Consider the following 16063-nt stretch of genomic DNA (forward strand, 5'->3'; position numbering starts at 1 on the left):
TCAATGTGTAACAGATTAAAAAAAGAGCCATTTTCCGGCTCTTTTTCTATGGTAAAAATACAATCCAACCAATCCATACTATAAAAATAATCCCGGCAATTACAGTAGGTAATAAATAAAAATGAGAAAGTATAACTATTCCATACAAAAGCAGTACTGGAAGTAATAAATAGCGATCTGCCTTCCATCTTAACAGTAGTAATTTTCCTTCATCACAATATAAATGAAGAAACATTTTTTTCGTAAATTCATTCCAATAATCGCGCGCATAACGAGAAATTGCAACTAAAGAAAATACAAGAATAATAGCTACAATCCACCTCGGACTCATGATAATACTTACAGTACTTATACATACAATTTGAATATAAAATATTCGTGCACTACTTGTACGGAAAAATTCTTTTAAAAAGGATTCAACAATACGAGAATCTTTTTTCTTCCCTAAAAACTTTTTAGAACATGGAAACATCCACGGCTTTTTATTCGAACTACTCGGTTTAGCCGCATGACCACCAACTTGCATAATCCCACTCGTCCAGCGCATACTTTCTTCTTTCTCTTTCTCAACTTCTTTAAAAAAGCAATTTTTATAATTTAGTTTTTCTTTTATCAATACGATAATTAATAAAACTGCTAGACCGATACATAGTATAGAATAAAAGGAATTTTTATAAATAAGAAACAGACTCAATCCAAAAAAGGATAGACTTATAGAAAATATCACATTTTTTACAATCCATAGTAGCCATCGTTTCCCCACACGTATATGAATAAATCTCGTTAACAACGACAACATAAATCGAAATGCAGTAAAAAATAGCCAAAATAATATGATTTGTACCTGCGCCACTCCAATACTTTTCATCAACACTGGTAACATAGCAACTACTACCACTACATTCGTTATCGCTATTCGAATTAACGTATATGTCATGCCATACTGGATTAACTTTTGCATGTGAGCGGGATAAGAAATTAAAAATAAACTATCCGCTTGTTCAAAAAATGAGCGAACTCCTCTAGAATATGTAATCACATAAAATGCGAGTAAACCTAATCCGAAATAAACTGTCTCTCCCATCGATAATTCTTCCATCCATAGTGAACGATAATAAATCCCTATAAATATAAGTGCAGGAATAATAATATATAGTGCAACCGTCCAATCAGTTATAGAACGTATGGACTTCCATTTACGCCCAAGTTCATGGCGCAATCTTTTATAAAATTGTTGTTTAATCATGCTGTTCACGCCTTACTATTACATCAAAGCAGTCTAATAATGAACTCCCTGGCATTTCTGCTAACGCTTGGATAGATTCTAGATTTCCATCTGCGACTAATGTACCTTGTGAAATGAGTAAAAATCTCTCACAAATTCTTTCAGCTGTGTCTAATACGTGCGTACAAAGTAAAATACCTGCGCCACGTTCTTTTTCTTTATATAAATAACTTAAAAACTCTTTCGTAGCTACTGGATCTAAACCGATAAAAGGTTCATCAATGATATAAAAATCTGGTTCAGTTAAAAATGCCAAAATGAGCATCGATTTTTGTTTCATACCTTTTGAAAACTTTGATAAATACTCATGTTTATGTTTATCCATTCGAAACATATGTAATAACTCTTCTGCTTTTCTTTCCCAGCTTCCTACTTCGTTCTCGCGAGCATCCATTAATAGTTCGATATGTTCCCAAAGCGTCAAATAATCATAATATGTCGGGTGTTCCGGCACGTATGCATAAGGATTTTTCTTTTCACCAAATGATATTTCACCATTCATATTTACAAGTAAACCGAGCATCGTTTTAATCGTCGTACTCTTCCCAGCACCATTCGCACCAATAAGTGCAACTAATTCACCTTTTTCAATTGAAAAGGCAATATCATGAATTGTCTTTTCCCCTATATCATATCCGGCAGAGCGAATATTCACGTCTAACATACATTCCCCTTCTTTCCATTTCCAATAAAATCAAGGAAAAGAATAACAGATAACTATCTATATATCATTATAAAATATTTATTTTCATAGCAGGAATACATACTTTTTAACAGAATATTTAATGTTTGATTACATTTTATTGGAGTGGATTATATGTCTTTTCAAATTCGCGAAGCTACAATAGACGATATAGATGCACTTTGTTCTTTAGCGAAAGAATTAAAAGGTTCTTCTATTTCCTATGAAGATATGAACAACCGATTGCAATTCGTACAAATGAGTCCTTTTGATTTTTTATATGTTTATGAGGAAGAAGAAACCATATGTGGATTACTTGGGTTTCGTATACGTGAAAATTTAGAAGATATAACTCGTTATGGGGAGATTTCAATTATTAGCGTTAATTCTACAATACGACGGAAAGGCATTGGACAAGTATTAATGGATTATGCAGAACAATTAGCAAAGACACATAATTGTATCGGCACATGGCTAGTCAGTGGAACAAAAAGAGTAGAAGCACATCCTTTTTACAAAAAATTAGGATATGAAGTAAATGGATATCGATTTGTAAAACATTTTTAAACTACTTATAAATGGAAAGGACTAAAACTATGACAAACATCGAAGCTATTTTTATTGATCGTGACGGTACAATTGGCGGTGACACTACAATACATTATCCAGGCTCTTTTACATTATTTCCTTTCACAAAAGCAGCTCTGCAAAAACTAAAAGCTCAAAATATAAAAATTTTCTCTTTCACAAATCAACCAGGTATCGCAGATGGGATAGCGACTGTAGCTGATTTTGTAAAAGAATTAGAAGGCTTCGGTTTTGATGATATATACGTATGTCCTCATAAACACGGTGATGGTTGTGAATGCCGTAAACCAAGTACAGGTATGCTGCTGCAAGCGGCTGAAAAACACGGACTTAATTTAACAAAATGCGCTGTAATTGGTGATCGCTGGACTGATATCGTTGCAGGAGCAACAGTACATGCGACAACGATATTAGTTCGAACAGGCGCTGGATATGATGCTTTACATACGTACCGAGACAAATGGGCACATATTGAACCAAACTACATTGCAGAAAACTTTGAAGATGCTACAAATTGGATTTTAAATCAACAATAATACAAATTAAAAGAGACGTTTTCACAATGAAAGCATCTCTTTTAATCTTATATTTTTTTAAAACGTTAATTCATAATGGAAATAACGATTATCTCTCAAATAACCATTTTCAGCGTATAATCGCTGTGCTGATAAATTATCAATCTCCGTTTGTAATTTTACACCTTTTGCACCATTTTCTAAGGCAAATTCTTTAGCAGCTTCTAGTAATTTTTTACCTGTTCCTGCTCCGCGCTTAGTGGCTTGTACAAATAAATCATTTAATATCCATAATTCTTTCATCGAAATGGAAGAAAATGATGGATATAATTGTGTGAAGCCAATATATTCACCGTCTTCAACTGCTACAAAAATAACGGATTCTTTTCTCTCTATTCGATTTCGCAAAAATCCTTTTGCTCCTTCTATATCGGAATCTTGTCTATAAAACATACGATAGTTATTAAAAACTGATGCTAGTCCATCTAAATCTGCAATTGTTGCCTCATATATTCTCATTTTACTCCATTCCCCTTCCAATACTCTCTCATTATATCTGTTGCCCATTTAGGCTGTACAATTTCTTCTTTCGGCATAAACTCTTTCATTATCGGCTTTATATCCAATATAGGGGTGCCATCAATAGCATCTAATCCCTCAACAATAATTGATTTACCTTCTCTTTTGATCACCTTTACAATTGTGGTTCCTATGCGATTCGGACGATTTTTCCCGCGCTGTGCAAAAATGCCTACTTTAGGATAATCATTATTATTTCTAGGATGTCTAGCAAAATATTGAATTTGTTCATCAGTTACTTTATGAAAATAAAAAACAACTTCAATATGAGAAAAATCTTCAATCCCTTGTATACTTTCCTCTGTATATATTTCAGTTAAAGTGATATAGGATCTTACTTCTCCCCACTCATCATCTTTTATTTCCTTTCTTTCATTATGTACAAATGCGATTGGTTGAACTGAAAACATACGCATTCCCCCTTAAATGTAACCACTTACATTATAAAGTATTTTCAGAATGTTTTCCACAAACACGAACTAGATTACATAATATAATTATGATCTATTTCGTAAAGCGAAATTAACTGCTTCAACTGCATGTATATGAGTTGTGTCAAATATCGGAACTAATACGTCTTCCTGCTTTATTAATAATCCTATTTCTGTACAACCTAATATGATTCCTTGTGCCCCTTCTTGTACTAGCTCTTCTATAACTATTTTATAATACTCTCTAGATTGAGATGTTATCTTTCCTAAACACAATTCTGTATATATTACTTCGTTTATCTTTTCTCTATCCTTTTCTGATGGAACCATTACTTTTATACGATTCTCTTCTATGCGTAATTTATAAAAGTCTTGCTCCATTGTATATTTTGTTCCCAGTAAACCAACCGTTTGAATATCTTTCCTTTTAATTTCTTTCGCAGTTGCATCAGCGATATGTAAGACTGGAATATGAATATTCTCCTTTATTTTCTCAACTACTTTATGCATTGTATTTGTGCAAATAATTATAAAATCTGCTCCTCCCCTCTGTAACGAATATGCCGCATTTCCTAACATTTCTCCTGCTCCATTCCAATCTCCGTTAGACTGGAATCGCTCAATCTCTTCAAAGTCCACACTATGAATCATACATTTTGCTGAATGTAACCCTCCCAATCTCTCTTTTATTTCTTCATTTATGATTCGATAATATTCAGAAGTTGATTCCCAACTCATACCACCAATTAAACCTATTGTTTTCATTAAAACCCACCCACCTTATACTGTTTTTTAAAACTAATCACAACATTTTATTATGTATATTATACACAATAAAACAAGACTTTACGTTTATAATATAAAGTCTTGTTTTAACTATTTCCAAGGAAATTTTTATAAGAATATTCTGAAATTAACTTTCTGATGTTTTTATAGAATCTTCATATTGATAATGAAAACATTCTCGATACAACTGTTTAATTTCATCATATGATGGCACACGTGGATTATTTGCTGGACTTCCACTTTCAATTGCATCTGATGCCATTTTAGAAATAGCTGTTTCAAATTCAACTTCACCAATTCCGTATTCTTTTAAATTTGGGATACGAAGATCAAAACAAAGTTTTTTTATTTCCCTCAGCGTGTAGTCGGCTACTTCTTCATCACGATAGGAATACAAATCTTTATTTAAACAACGTCCAATATCCGCTAGTCTTTTTACTGCACTAACTTTTGTATATTCTAAAACTGTAGGTAATAGTATTGCATTCGATATACCATGTGGTACATGAAATAATGCTCCTACCGGCCTTGACATTCCATGAACTAACGTAACAGATGCATTGGAAAATGCGATTCCAGCTTGTAAGGAAGCAATCATCATCGCTTCTCTTGCCTCCATATTCTCTCCATCCTCATATGCAATACGTAAATATTTCATAATACCTTCAATAGCGGAAAGAGCTAGTACATCTGTAAGTGATTGTGAAACTTTAGAAATATATGCTTCGACTGCATGACATAATGCATCTATCCCTGTTGCTGCTGTAATATGGGGTGGTACCGAACGCGTTAAAATCGGGTCAATAATCGCTACTTGTGGGGTAAAACTCGGATGTTTCATCATCATTTTTACATCTGTTCGTTTATTCGTAATTACTGCTACACTTGTTACTTCCGATCCAGTACCAGAAGTTGTTGGGATTGCAATTAGTGGTAGCGGATCGTTTTCTATTTCCATATCTTTTTGGACGTAATCTTCCACTTCTCCACCATTTGTATATAACACCGCAACTGCTTTCGCAGCATCAATACAACTTCCACCACCAATACCGATAATAAAATCACACTTTCCTTCTTTACAAAGTGTTAACGCTTCTAACACGTGTATATTTGTAGGCTCAGCATTTACTTTATTATATGTAATAACAGTTATACCTTTCGTATTTAATTGTTGTATACACCTCTCAACATATCCTAAATCCTCCATAATTGTATCCGTAACTATAAACGCTCTTTTCCCCAACTTCTTAGATTGTTCCCCCAGCTTTTCAAGCGAATTTCTTCCATATAATACAGACTTCGGCATACGAAACTCAGCAACATCTTGCAAGTACTCCACCCCTTCTTACCCTAATTTATATTTTAGTTTATAAAATATCGACTTAATAAATTCCTGTTGCAGTATAGAATGCAATTACTAAAAATACAGCAACCGTTTTCAAAATTGTAATAGCAAAAATATCTTTATACGACTGTTTATGTGTTAAACCTGTGACTGTAAGAATAGTAATAATAGCCCCGTTATGTGGTAATGTATCCATTCCTCCCGATGCCATTGACACGATACGATGCATTACTTCTAATGGAATATCAAATTGATTGGCCGCTGCAATAAACTTATCTCCCATCGCACTTAAAACAATTCCCATTCCTCCTGATGCAGAGCCTGTAATTCCAGCTAAAATATTCGTCGTGACCGCTCCATTCACTAGAGGATTTGTGAATGTGGCAGAAATGCCGTCTCTCATAATCGCGAAACCTGGAAGTGCTGCAATTACCCCACCGAATCCAAACTCAGCACCTGTATTCATCGTTGCAAGTAACGCTCCACCAATACTTGTATTTAATCCAGCTTGAAATCCTGTTACTACTCGTTTCCAATATAATAATAACGTTGTTACAATACCTATAATAAGTGCCAATTCTACTGACCAGATTCCAACTACTGCACTTAATTCTACTTTTCCAAATGCTTTCATACCAATTGCAGAAAAATCAAAACCATTCGGATACCACTTCGGTATCATAATAGTAAAAACTTTATTCATTACACCTACTAAAATAAGTGGTATAAAAGCAATCACTTGCTGTACTCTTGTAATTTCAATACTTTTAAGCATCGGCATATCTTTTTGTTCTACTTGCAAAGAAGCTGCCATTTCAGTATCCCCATCGTTAAAACCAAAATACCCTTCTCCTGCTGCCTTCGCCTTCTTACGTCTACTCTCTAAATATAGTAAACCTAACGTAAGTACAAAAATTGCCCCTACAATACCAAGTATCGGCGCAGCATAAATGTCCGTTTTAAAAAATGTTGTAGGTATTACGTTTTGAATTTGTGGTGATCCAGGTAGCGCATCCATTGTAAACGTGACTGCTCCAAGTACAATCGTTCCAGGGATTAAACGCTTTGGAATATTCGCTTGTCGAAACAGCTTAGCTGCGAACGGATATACAGCAAACACTACTACGTACACACTAACGCCACTATACGTTAAGATAGCACCCATTAATACAATCGCTAAAATCGTACGTTTTTCACCAACTAACTCTATAATTGTCTTTGCAATCGAGTCCGCAATTCCTGACATTTCTACTACTTTACCAAATATTGCCCCAAGTAAAAATACAGGAAAATATAGTTTAATAAAACCTACCATTTTCTCCATAAAGATATTCGAAAAGAAAGGTAATACAAAACTAGGCTCTGTCAAAAATACCGCAAATAATGCAAATATCGGTGCAAATAAAATAACAGAAAACCCTCTATATGCTACAAACATTAGTAAACTAAGTGCTAATAATATAATAACTAGCTCCAATTATCCCCCTCCTTTAAACAGAAAATTCAAACTTTTATAGATAAACTTCTACTAATCTTTTGATTCTGACATCCCTCCTCTTATTCATACAAATTTTTCATGCTGAAAATGTCTAATTATACATATTCGATTACATATGAAAAATCCCTTTAAACATAAACGATTTCATCGTCATACGTTATAAAGGGATTGTTAGTCTCTACATTTACTACTTTACCAAACTATTTTCTAAACAAAAATGATGTAGTTCTTTTACATCATTTACTATATGAGTCGCACCAACTTCAGTCAATTCTGTTTCACTACCATAGCCATATAAAATACCAATTGAAGCAATCTCATTATGATTCGCACCGATTATATCGTGTTTTCTATCTCCAATCATAACAATTTCTTCTTTATTAAGTTCTTCATTTGTTTGTAAAATATGAGCAATGATTTCTTCTTTTTTTCTTCTCGTACCATCTAAATTACTTCCAATGATACTTTCGAAATAATTCTTTAATTGAAAATGCTCTATAACTTGTTCAGCAAATATAGTAGGTTTTGAAGTCGCTATAAATAAACGATTTCCGGTATCTTTTAATCGTTTTAAAAGATTTGGAATACCCTCGTATACATTATTTTCTAACAATCCACGTTGCTTTACATACTCTCTGAAATAAAAAACAGCTCTTTCAACTTCCCCTTCATTCATATTGTACCTCTCTACGAATGATTGTTGGATGGGCGGACCGATAAATGAGTCTAACTCATTTACATGTAATTCTTCAATTCCAAGCTTTTTTAATGCATACAATACTGAATTTACAATTCCTTCTTTCGGATCCGTCAATGTTCCATCTAAATCAAATAGAAATGTTGTATACACATTTAATCCCCCGCTCCTATTTACTTTACATATTATATGGAAGGCTTTTTCATGGCCACCTTTTACTATACTATCATTATTTATCTTTTCGAAATTTTTTCTTCTATGTCACATACTTTCAGTTACAAAATGTAATACATATGATAAAGTAAAAAAGTTACAATTATTTTAATAGAAACTGGTGAATCTAATGTCAATTACGTTAATTGTTATAATGGCTTTCACAATTGTTATTCATGCGGTTGAAACAAGCTCTTATAGTATTCGATTAGCTGGAGTGCGTTTAAAGAGAATTGCTGTTGCTTTGTCTGTCGTAGGCATGGTGTTACTCATTTCAAGAACATCTAACATGCTACAAGCCTTTTTAATCAGTGGGTTTGTCGATGAGGCAAAACGAGACGCATCCATTAATTTAGAACATATTATACGGCTCGTTCTATTATCCGCCTCTGTCGGTACATTGATTGCGATTATACTGTATCCAACTTTAACCAAACTATTTGGATATGTCATTCAAAACTTTGAAACAGACGGTTCTTTCATTCGAATGATGAGAACAAATAACATTCAAAAATTAAAGTACACAAAAAAATATGTACGCTTCCCAAAATTAGAAATGATTCATAGACTACGCATTGGTGGTATTCCAAAACGTATTATGCTTATTAACATGTTTGCTACTGCTATTTATACAGCTGGTGTTCTTTCAGCCCTATACGCTTCCTTTTTACTTCCAGATTACGCAACAAAAGCTACTACAGCTTCTGGCCTTATTAATGGGTTTGCTACTATTTTATTAACAGTGCTGCTTGATCCACGTATCGCTCTTTTAACAGAGCGAGCTCTTCAATCAGAAGAAGGTGCAGAAGCAATGAGTAAAATGTATGGCTGGCTAATGATTTCTAGACTTTTTGGTACGTTATTAGCACAACTATTATTCATACCAGGTGCTTACTGGATCACGTGGATTATTAAACTGATGAATTAGTCCTCTATAAAAATAGTAGGTGGGATAACAAATGACTATACAAACAGAGCAAGATATAATTCGCTTAATAGAAAACGACGAATGGATGATGAACGTATTACAAATGGCAAAATCACTAGAGTTACCTGATTGGTGGATTTGCGCCGGATTTGTTCGCTCTAAAATTTGGGATACTTTACATAACTATGAAGCTAGAACAACTATGCCTGATGTTGATGTAATTTATTATAATAGTCTATATAAAGATGAGATATACGAACAATCATTAGAAACGAAATTAAAGAATATTGATGCTACTATCCCTTGGTCGGTAAAGAATCAAGCTCGTATGCATGTGGTGAATAATATGCCACCGTACTCTTCTTCTGTTGATGCTATTTCTAAATTTCCTGAAACAGCAACCGCTTTAGGGGTTACATTAGACGAAAAAAACAAAGTTATATTAACAGCCCCATGCGGTATTGAAGATGTTCTTTCCTTACAAGTGAGACCAACAGCTCCTTTTCTTGAAACAAAAGAACGATTACATATATACAACACTAGAGTTAATAAAAAGAACTGGCAAAACAAATGGCCTAATATTACAATCACTTATCCCAAAATGTAAGAAAAGGAGCTTCGCATTACACGAAGCTCCTTTTCTACTTTATTTCAAAAACTGAATGACTATTTCAGCAAATCGATCTGCTTCTTCATAATGCGGTGTATGACCACTCTCTTCAAATACAATATAATCCCCATTTTGAGCATCTTTATTAAATGTTTCAATTTGTTTTTCACACGTTACTACATCATGTTTTCCTACAATTAATAACATTGGATTTTGTATATCTTGTATCTTAGGTAATAATGAAGTGTGGAATACTCCTTCTAATTTCAATCTATCAAAATGAATTTTGGAACGATTTGAACATACTTCCCACTCATCATCACTATATAAACTCTCATCTTTCACATCTTCCTTATAATTGTAAATCTCCATTCTTTTTTCTTTTAATTCATCGCTTAATCTTATATAGGCTTCTAGCAACTCTTCTGAAGTAGCATCGCTAGCTGAATAAGTAAGGGACTCCTCTGCTACTTCTTCTTTTCCATACTTTTTTAATAAATGCCCTGTCTTTTGTAACAAAGCTCTACTTGTTAATGCAAAATCGAAAGTTGGCGCTTCAAATATGATTTTCTCTATTGAACTTGGATATATCGACGCATATAACAATGCTACATATCCACCGAAAGAATGTCCAATGACAGACCATTTCTCAATTTGTAATACTTTTTTTAGTTCCTCACAGTCTTCAATCAAATCATTTAATCCAAAAGCTTCGTCCTCAGTAATTTCTTCTGAGCGACAAACACCTCTTTGATCTATCATTATTACATATAAAGAATCTTTTAAACGTTCCGCTTGATGAAATGAAAAATCATAGCAACTTTCTCCTGGTCCACCATGCAAGTATAGGACTGGTTTATTTTTAAGATTTCCATACGTTTCAACGTATAGCTTTTTCCCTCTAATGTTCATGTATTTCCCTGTTCCTATCAAATTCGCCTTTATAATCATCACCTTCTTTTTTTACTGAATATTATAACACCTTAGATTAAATAATCCCTATTACATTTAAAAAGACGATGATTATTGCAAGTGGCGCTACAAATCGAAGTAAAAACGCCCAACAAGTAAATACTTTCTTTCCATAATTTCCACCTACAAAAAACTCTGCTTCTAGCACCTTCTTTTCCATTTTGAATGAAACGAAAATACTAATAAATAGTGCTCCAAGTGGCATTAATATATTACTAGATAAGAAGTCCACTGCATCAAAAATATTCTTTCCGAAAATCGTAATATCACTCCATATTCCAAATGATAACGCGGATGGTATACCTACTAAGAAAATGCTGAAACCGATTATCCATGATAATTTCGTTCTCTTTTCTTGTTCACCATTTGCTAATGCTGAAACAACTGTCTCTAGTAGAGAAAATGCCGATGTTAATGTTGCAAATGTAAATAGTGCAAGAAATACTGTTAAGAACAACCCACCGAATGGAATTTGACTAAATACAGATGGTAATACGATAAATAGTAATCCAGGCCCTTCTGTCGGCTCCATTCCTAATGAAAATACGGCCGGAAAGATAGCAAGACCTGCAAATAATGAAACAAATAAATTCAATCCAACAATTGTAACTGCTGATTTTGGTAAACTTTCTTTTTTATTTAAATACGAGCTATAGGTAACCATAATCGAAATCCCGATACTAATCGCAAAAAATGATTGTCCCATCGCGAATAAAATACTTTCTGAAGTAATCTTTGAGAAGTCTGGTTGTAAGAAAAACTTCACACCTTGTATTGCATTATCAAGTGTTAATGAACGAATAATAAGAGCAACAAATAAAACGAACAATGCTGGCAACATATATTTACTTGCTTTTTCAATTCCATTTTGTACACCCTTTGATACAACCCAAATCGTAATGAACATAAAAGCGAAATGTCCCATAATCGCCCAAGCGGGATTTCCAATTGTTTCAGTAAATAATGCTCCATAATTTTGTCCCGGAGTAATAAGTTGTCCCGTTACTCCTCTGAATAAATAAATTAACACCCATCCACCTACAACACTATAAAACGAAAGTAGTATAAAACATGTTCCAACGCCAAGGCGTCCAATCCAGTGCCATCCTGTATTAGGTGCGATACTTTTAAATGCTCCAACTGCTTGTTTCTGCGTACTGCGTCCAATCATAAATTCAGCTATAAGTAGTGGTAGTCCAATTAATACAGTAAATAATATAAAGATTAAAAAGAATGCTCCTCCCCCACTCTTCCCAGCGATATAAGGAAACTTCCATATTGCGCCAAGTCCAATTGCTGATCCTGCTGCAGCCATTATAAAACCTAATTTCGAAGTCCATTGCTCCGTCTGTTTCATCTTATTTTCCTCCCAGTTAAATTACTTTATATAAATAATTAAATTTTATAAACCAATCCGAATAAACCCTCCATTTCTATTTCCATAAAATAAAAAAATGGCTCAACGTCTCTATATAAAGAGACGCTAAGCCATTTACTTAACGCGGTACCACCCTTATTGATTCCATTATGAATCCACCTTAGTAGTAATCGTTTGATTACAAACCTAATATCGAAGGTTAACCGTTAAGATTTACTAAGAATGTGATTCCGTTCCACCTTACTGCTCCTAGGCGAGTTCAGGATGTCATTTGACTATGTCACACCAACCCATAGCTCTCTGTACAAATATACGACCTTACTACTCCTATTCAACACATTTTAATATTTAGAATATATTTTCTTTTGAAATTAATATGAAGTATATCGGTTATATTTATAACTGTCAAGGGCTATATTAAAATTTGATGAGAAACCTCTTTTATTTTTCATTATCCTTCGTCATCATCATCACCGTGATTATCAGTACTTTCTTCTTGATCATCGTCATCTTGTTGTTGAGATGACTCCTTTTGCTGAATAGCATTATTTACCGCAGTAGTAGACATGACTTCACCTGTTATTGTATGTACTCTTACATCAACCGTTTCTGTTTGTTTTTTTATTATAATTTGGTAGGTAGACGTACCATTTATATTGACTACACTTACCTTCTCGATAAAACCGCCTGGTACTTTTTGTAACGCAACTTCTTTCGCCTGCTCTTCTGTAACGATTTTTTGTATTTGTGAAGTACCAATAAAAGCACCCGTCGCTTCTTCAATTTCTACCATTACATTCTCATTTGCACTTTTCTCTATCTCTATTACATATACATTTTTTTCGTTCTTTTTCTCTAGTCTTATCCCTTTCACATTCCCTTGTACTTGCTGCACTGCAATCTCTTTTGCATGCTGCTCTGTAACTTTTGTCGTTTGTTTCTGTAACAATTGAATTTTCCCGGTAGTTTTTTCGATCTCAACTATTGTACTTTGAGTAGCATTTGTTTCTACCGATATTACAAATACCTCTATCCCCTTTCTTTTTTCTAATATAGTTTGTTTAATGATCCCCTGTACTTTCTGAAGTGCCATTTCTTCCGCTTTTTCTTTCGTTATTGTATTACTTTTTAATGATATTTCTTTTGCACGTTTTATGTTACCACTTTGAGCATCTACTATTATTTCATATGAGCCTTTTTCATTTAAAAGGTTTACCTTATATACATCTTGTTCCCCTTTGCTTACTAATTTCATATTTTTTATTTTTCCAGGATACTGTTCAGACACAATATTCTGAATTTTTTTCGGATAATATTTTTTCTCCTTGCTTAGAAACAATACGTTGTGATACAAAAGCTACACTTACAAGCACAAAACAAAGTAACAATGCAACCTTCCATTTCTTTTTCATTTTCAAGCTCCTATCTCTTTATAAAAAACGAGGCAAATATACGGTAACTTTCGTCCATTTTCCCTCTTCACTTTCCAGTTGTATATTCCCTTCATGAGCATCAATAATTTGTTTCGCAATCGACAATCCTAGACCTGTTCCTCCTGTTTCCCTACTCCTCGCTTTATCAACTCGAAAAAAGCGATCAAACACTTTCTGTATATCCTCCTTAGGAATTCCCATACCGTAATCTTGAATAGAAAAAAAGACTCTTTCCTTTTGTATTCCTACTATCAAATCGATTGAATCTTTACTGTATTTCATTGCGTTATCCAATAATACTACTAATACTTGTTTTATTTTTTGTTCATCAATATTTACAACAATCTTTTCTTCCTCTGTAATAACACGAAAATCCCGATTATATGTTTTTTCTAGTTGTTCCGCAGTCAACTTGCATAAACGAACTACATCTGATTCTTTCGTTTCCAACTTCCACTCTGCACTACTGTTGGCAAGCAGTAACATTTGATTTGTCATGCCTTTCATTCTTACTGCCTCGGAGTATATCGCTTCTACAGATTCTTCTAAAACATCTTGTTTTTTCATTCCCCATCTTTTTAATAATTTTGCATAACTTTCAATAACTGTTAACGGTGTTCTCAATTCATGTGAAGCATCTGAAACGAACTGCTGTTGTTTTTCAAAGTTTTGATGTAATAAATCTATCATTTTATTAAATGTCGTTCCCATTTTGTACAATTCATCTTTTGATTTTTTCTCTAGCGATATCTTTTTGAATATCCCTCTATCTTGTATATGCTCCATTGTTTGTATTAAAGAGTTTACAGGTTTTAAAATGAGTTTACTTAACATTCTTCCCGCAAAAAAAGACGGAATTAAAACGAAAAGTGAAGCAATAACTAATACATTTTTTAACATATTTAAATTCTCTTGCAAACTATCTAAACGTTCCGTCATTTCTAACGAAACGATCTTCCCATCATTCCAAATGATTGGTATTTTTATATAAGCGAATTTCCCTCCATTTTTCTCATAAATTCCCGCTGATTCTTTTCTTTCAAATTTCGTATTTACTACTGGGATTGGTTTTGCAATATCCACTTCTTGTCTAATCATTACCTTTGAATTTTCATTAATAACTCTAATCATACCGTTTGAAGGTAAATATGGTTGCAACAGATTTGCTGCATCTATTTCTTTTACTGATTCTGCATTCATTCCTTCTATAATATGTACTGCCTCACGTTTTAAGCGTTCTAACTCTCCGTTCGTTGTAACTTTATAAAACAAAAAGTATATAGAACTATTAATAAGTAACAAAATAAGTAATAACCATACTGTAGAGAATAAATATATTTTATTTTTAATTTTCATATATTACACCTTTAAGACATAGCCAACACCTCTAACAGTGTGAATAAGTGGCACGTCCACATTACAATCTACTTTTTTACGTAAATATCGAATATATACATCGACAACATTTGTATCACCATAATAATCAAATCCCCAAACATTCGTTACGATCTGTTCTCGATTTAACACTTGATTTTCATGCTTCATTAAAAAGAGTAATAAATCAAACTCACGTGGTGTTAATTCCACTAAATGATTTCCTCTTTTCACTTCTCGTGTTTTCTCATCTAAATATAAATCTGCAATTTGATAACTACTATTTTCCTCTTCTTTTCTTACGTTTGAAATTCTTAAACATGCACGAATTCTCGCTAAAAGTTCTTCTATTTGAAATGGCTTTGTAATATAATCACTTGCCCCTTGATCTAAGCCACTTACTTTATCAACAACTGAGTCACGAGCAGTTAATAAAATAATAGGTATTACAGCATTTTTCAAACGTATCCTTCGAAGTACTTCTAACCCACTTATATTTGGAAGCATTACATCAAGTAAAATTAAATCCCATTTACCAACTTGAAACTTTTCCATTGCCTCTGTTCCTGTTTTAGCAATCTCACTTTCATATCCTTCAAACTCTAATTCTAACTGCATGACACGCGCAATTTTTTCTTCATCCTCAACAATTAAAATCCTTTCTCCCATAAAAGCCTCCCGCATTATATAATCTTTTCATACCATTTCAGTATAACAACTAATACTTTCCTCCAAAAGAAATAATACCC

General features: G+C 33.4%; 16 protein-coding genes, 1 pseudogene and 1 other annotated feature. Of the genes and pseudogenes, 4 read left to right on the forward strand and 13 right to left on the reverse strand.

The annotated features are described in order from the left end of the window. Positions 1–46: 46 nt before the first annotated feature. The gene (locus FS802_RS02935) at positions 47–1246 is read right to left on the reverse strand and encodes an ABC transporter permease (RefSeq protein WP_000595452.1); all 1200 of its coding nucleotides are present in this window, start codon (positions 1244–1246) and stop codon (positions 47–49) included. After that, positions 1239–1949 (reverse strand): ABC transporter ATP-binding protein, encoded by a 711-nt coding sequence (locus tag FS802_RS02940; RefSeq protein ID WP_000887839.1) that lies wholly within the window; start codon positions 1947–1949, stop codon positions 1239–1241. The genes FS802_RS02935 and FS802_RS02940 overlap by 8 nt, the downstream gene beginning before the upstream one ends. A 153-nt stretch (positions 1950–2102) precedes the next feature. Between FS802_RS02940 and FS802_RS02945 the strand changes: the two genes are divergently transcribed. Both FS802_RS02945 and FS802_RS02950 read left to right on the forward strand, forming a co-directional pair. After that, positions 2103–2534: a GNAT family N-acetyltransferase gene (locus FS802_RS02945; protein ID WP_000009770.1), complete on the forward strand. Its 432-nt coding sequence runs from the start codon at positions 2103–2105 to the stop codon at positions 2532–2534. A gap of 29 nt (positions 2535–2563) precedes the next feature. Beyond that, complete coding sequence (locus FS802_RS02950) at positions 2564–3091, forward strand: HAD-IIIA family hydrolase (protein WP_000181712.1); 528 nt, start codon at positions 2564–2566, stop codon at positions 3089–3091. A gap of 57 nt (positions 3092–3148) precedes the next feature. Here FS802_RS02950 and FS802_RS02955 read toward each other — a convergent pair whose 3' ends face one another. The 6 genes from FS802_RS02955 to FS802_RS02980 form a co-directional block, all read right to left on the reverse strand. After that, the gene (locus FS802_RS02955; protein ID WP_001223855.1) at positions 3149–3589 is read right to left on the reverse strand and encodes a GNAT family N-acetyltransferase; all 441 of its coding nucleotides are present in this window, start codon (positions 3587–3589) and stop codon (positions 3149–3151) included. Next, complete coding sequence (locus FS802_RS02960; RefSeq protein ID WP_000493262.1) at positions 3586–4059, reverse strand: SAM-dependent methyltransferase; 474 nt, start codon at positions 4057–4059, stop codon at positions 3586–3588. The genes FS802_RS02955 and FS802_RS02960 overlap by 4 nt, the downstream gene beginning before the upstream one ends. A gap of 87 nt (positions 4060–4146) precedes the next feature. Beyond that, positions 4147–4845, reverse strand: a complete 699-nt coding sequence (locus FS802_RS02965; protein ID WP_098654684.1) for an aspartate/glutamate racemase family protein — start codon at positions 4843–4845, stop codon at positions 4147–4149. Positions 4846–4993: 148 nt separating this feature from the next. Beyond that, positions 4994–6196, reverse strand: a complete 1203-nt coding sequence (gene eutG, locus FS802_RS02970; protein ID WP_001154378.1) for an alcohol dehydrogenase EutG — start codon at positions 6194–6196, stop codon at positions 4994–4996. A gap of 52 nt (positions 6197–6248) precedes the next feature. Beyond that, positions 6249–7688 (reverse strand): GntP family permease, encoded by a 1440-nt coding sequence (locus FS802_RS02975; protein WP_000424300.1) that lies wholly within the window; start codon positions 7686–7688, stop codon positions 6249–6251. Between the two features lie 208 nt (positions 7689–7896). Next, positions 7897–8559 (reverse strand): HAD family hydrolase, encoded by a 663-nt coding sequence (locus FS802_RS02980; RefSeq protein WP_000288764.1) that lies wholly within the window; start codon positions 8557–8559, stop codon positions 7897–7899. 190 nt (positions 8560–8749) lie between these two features. Here FS802_RS02980 and FS802_RS02985 point away from each other — a divergent pair, with 190 nt between their 5' ends. Both FS802_RS02985 and FS802_RS02990 read left to right on the forward strand, forming a co-directional pair. Then, positions 8750–9547 carry a lipid II flippase Amj family protein gene (locus tag FS802_RS02985; RefSeq protein ID WP_000028920.1) on the forward strand — a complete coding sequence of 266 codons (798 nt, stop codon included), beginning with the start codon at positions 8750–8752 and terminating at the stop codon, positions 9545–9547. A 31-nt stretch (positions 9548–9578) separates the two neighbouring features. Further along, positions 9579–10154 (forward strand): nucleotidyltransferase family protein, encoded by a 576-nt coding sequence (locus FS802_RS02990; protein WP_098654683.1) that lies wholly within the window; start codon positions 9579–9581, stop codon positions 10152–10154. A gap of 39 nt (positions 10155–10193) precedes the next feature. Here the strand turns inward: FS802_RS02990 and FS802_RS02995 are convergent, their stop codons facing one another. The 5 genes and pseudogenes from FS802_RS02995 to FS802_RS03015 all read right to left on the reverse strand — a co-directional run bounded on the left by FS802_RS02995 (position 10194) and on the right by FS802_RS03015 (position 15983). After that, the gene (locus FS802_RS02995) at positions 10194–11108 is read right to left on the reverse strand and encodes an alpha/beta fold hydrolase (RefSeq protein WP_098654682.1); all 915 of its coding nucleotides are present in this window, start codon (positions 11106–11108) and stop codon (positions 10194–10196) included. A 37-nt stretch (positions 11109–11145) separates the two neighbouring features. Further along, a complete protein-coding gene (locus FS802_RS03000; protein WP_000814548.1) occupies positions 11146–12486 on the reverse strand; it encodes a sodium-dependent transporter in 1341 nt (446 codons plus the stop codon). 116 nt (positions 12487–12602) lie between these two features. Further along, positions 12603–12851, reverse strand: a binding site (T-box leader). A 107-nt stretch (positions 12852–12958) separates the two neighbouring features. Next, positions 12959–13919 (reverse strand): annotated as a pseudogene (locus FS802_RS03005) (PepSY domain-containing protein). Between the two features lie 18 nt (positions 13920–13937). Beyond that, positions 13938–15296 (reverse strand): HAMP domain-containing sensor histidine kinase, encoded by a 1359-nt coding sequence (locus FS802_RS03010; RefSeq protein WP_000694912.1) that lies wholly within the window; start codon positions 15294–15296, stop codon positions 13938–13940. 3 nt (positions 15297–15299) lie between these two features. After that, complete coding sequence (locus FS802_RS03015) at positions 15300–15983, reverse strand: response regulator transcription factor (RefSeq protein WP_144524846.1); 684 nt, start codon at positions 15981–15983, stop codon at positions 15300–15302. Between the last annotated feature and the right edge of the window lie 80 nt (positions 15984–16063).

The organism is Bacillus sp. DE0042, assembly GCF_007680225.1.
Lineage (GTDB): Bacteria > Bacillota > Bacilli > Bacillales > Bacillaceae_G > Bacillus_A > Bacillus_A wiedmannii.

Coding starts and splice junctions, on each gene's coding strand:
- FS802_RS02935 (WP_000595452.1), bottom strand. CDS start 1,246: ATGATTAAACAACAATTTTATAAAAGATTGCGCCATGAACTTGGGCGT.
- FS802_RS02995 (WP_098654682.1), bottom strand. CDS start 11,108: ATGATTATAAAGGCGAATTTGATAGGAACAGGGAAATACATGAACATT.
- FS802_RS02950 (WP_000181712.1), top strand. CDS start 2,564: ATGACAAACATCGAAGCTATTTTTATTGATCGTGACGGTACAATTGGC.
- FS802_RS02955 (WP_001223855.1), bottom strand. CDS start 3,589: ATGAGAATATATGAGGCAACAATTGCAGATTTAGATGGACTAGCATCA.
- FS802_RS02990 (WP_098654683.1), top strand. CDS start 9,579: ATGACTATACAAACAGAGCAAGATATAATTCGCTTAATAGAAAACGAC.
- FS802_RS02945 (WP_000009770.1), top strand. CDS start 2,103: ATGTCTTTTCAAATTCGCGAAGCTACAATAGACGATATAGATGCACTT.
- FS802_RS02985 (WP_000028920.1), top strand. CDS start 8,750: ATGTCAATTACGTTAATTGTTATAATGGCTTTCACAATTGTTATTCAT.
- FS802_RS02965 (WP_098654684.1), bottom strand. CDS start 4,845: ATGAAAACAATAGGTTTAATTGGTGGTATGAGTTGGGAATCAACTTCT.
- FS802_RS03015 (WP_144524846.1), bottom strand. CDS start 15,983: ATGGGAGAAAGGATTTTAATTGTTGAGGATGAAGAAAAAATTGCGCGT.
- FS802_RS02960 (WP_000493262.1), bottom strand. CDS start 4,059: ATGTTTTCAGTTCAACCAATCGCATTTGTACATAATGAAAGAAAGGAA.
- FS802_RS02940 (WP_000887839.1), bottom strand. CDS start 1,949: ATGTTAGACGTGAATATTCGCTCTGCCGGATATGATATAGGGGAAAAG.
- FS802_RS03010 (WP_000694912.1), bottom strand. CDS start 15,296: ATGAAAATTAAAAATAAAATATATTTATTCTCTACAGTATGGTTATTA.
- FS802_RS03000 (WP_000814548.1), bottom strand. CDS start 12,486: ATGAAACAGACGGAGCAATGGACTTCGAAATTAGGTTTTATAATGGCT.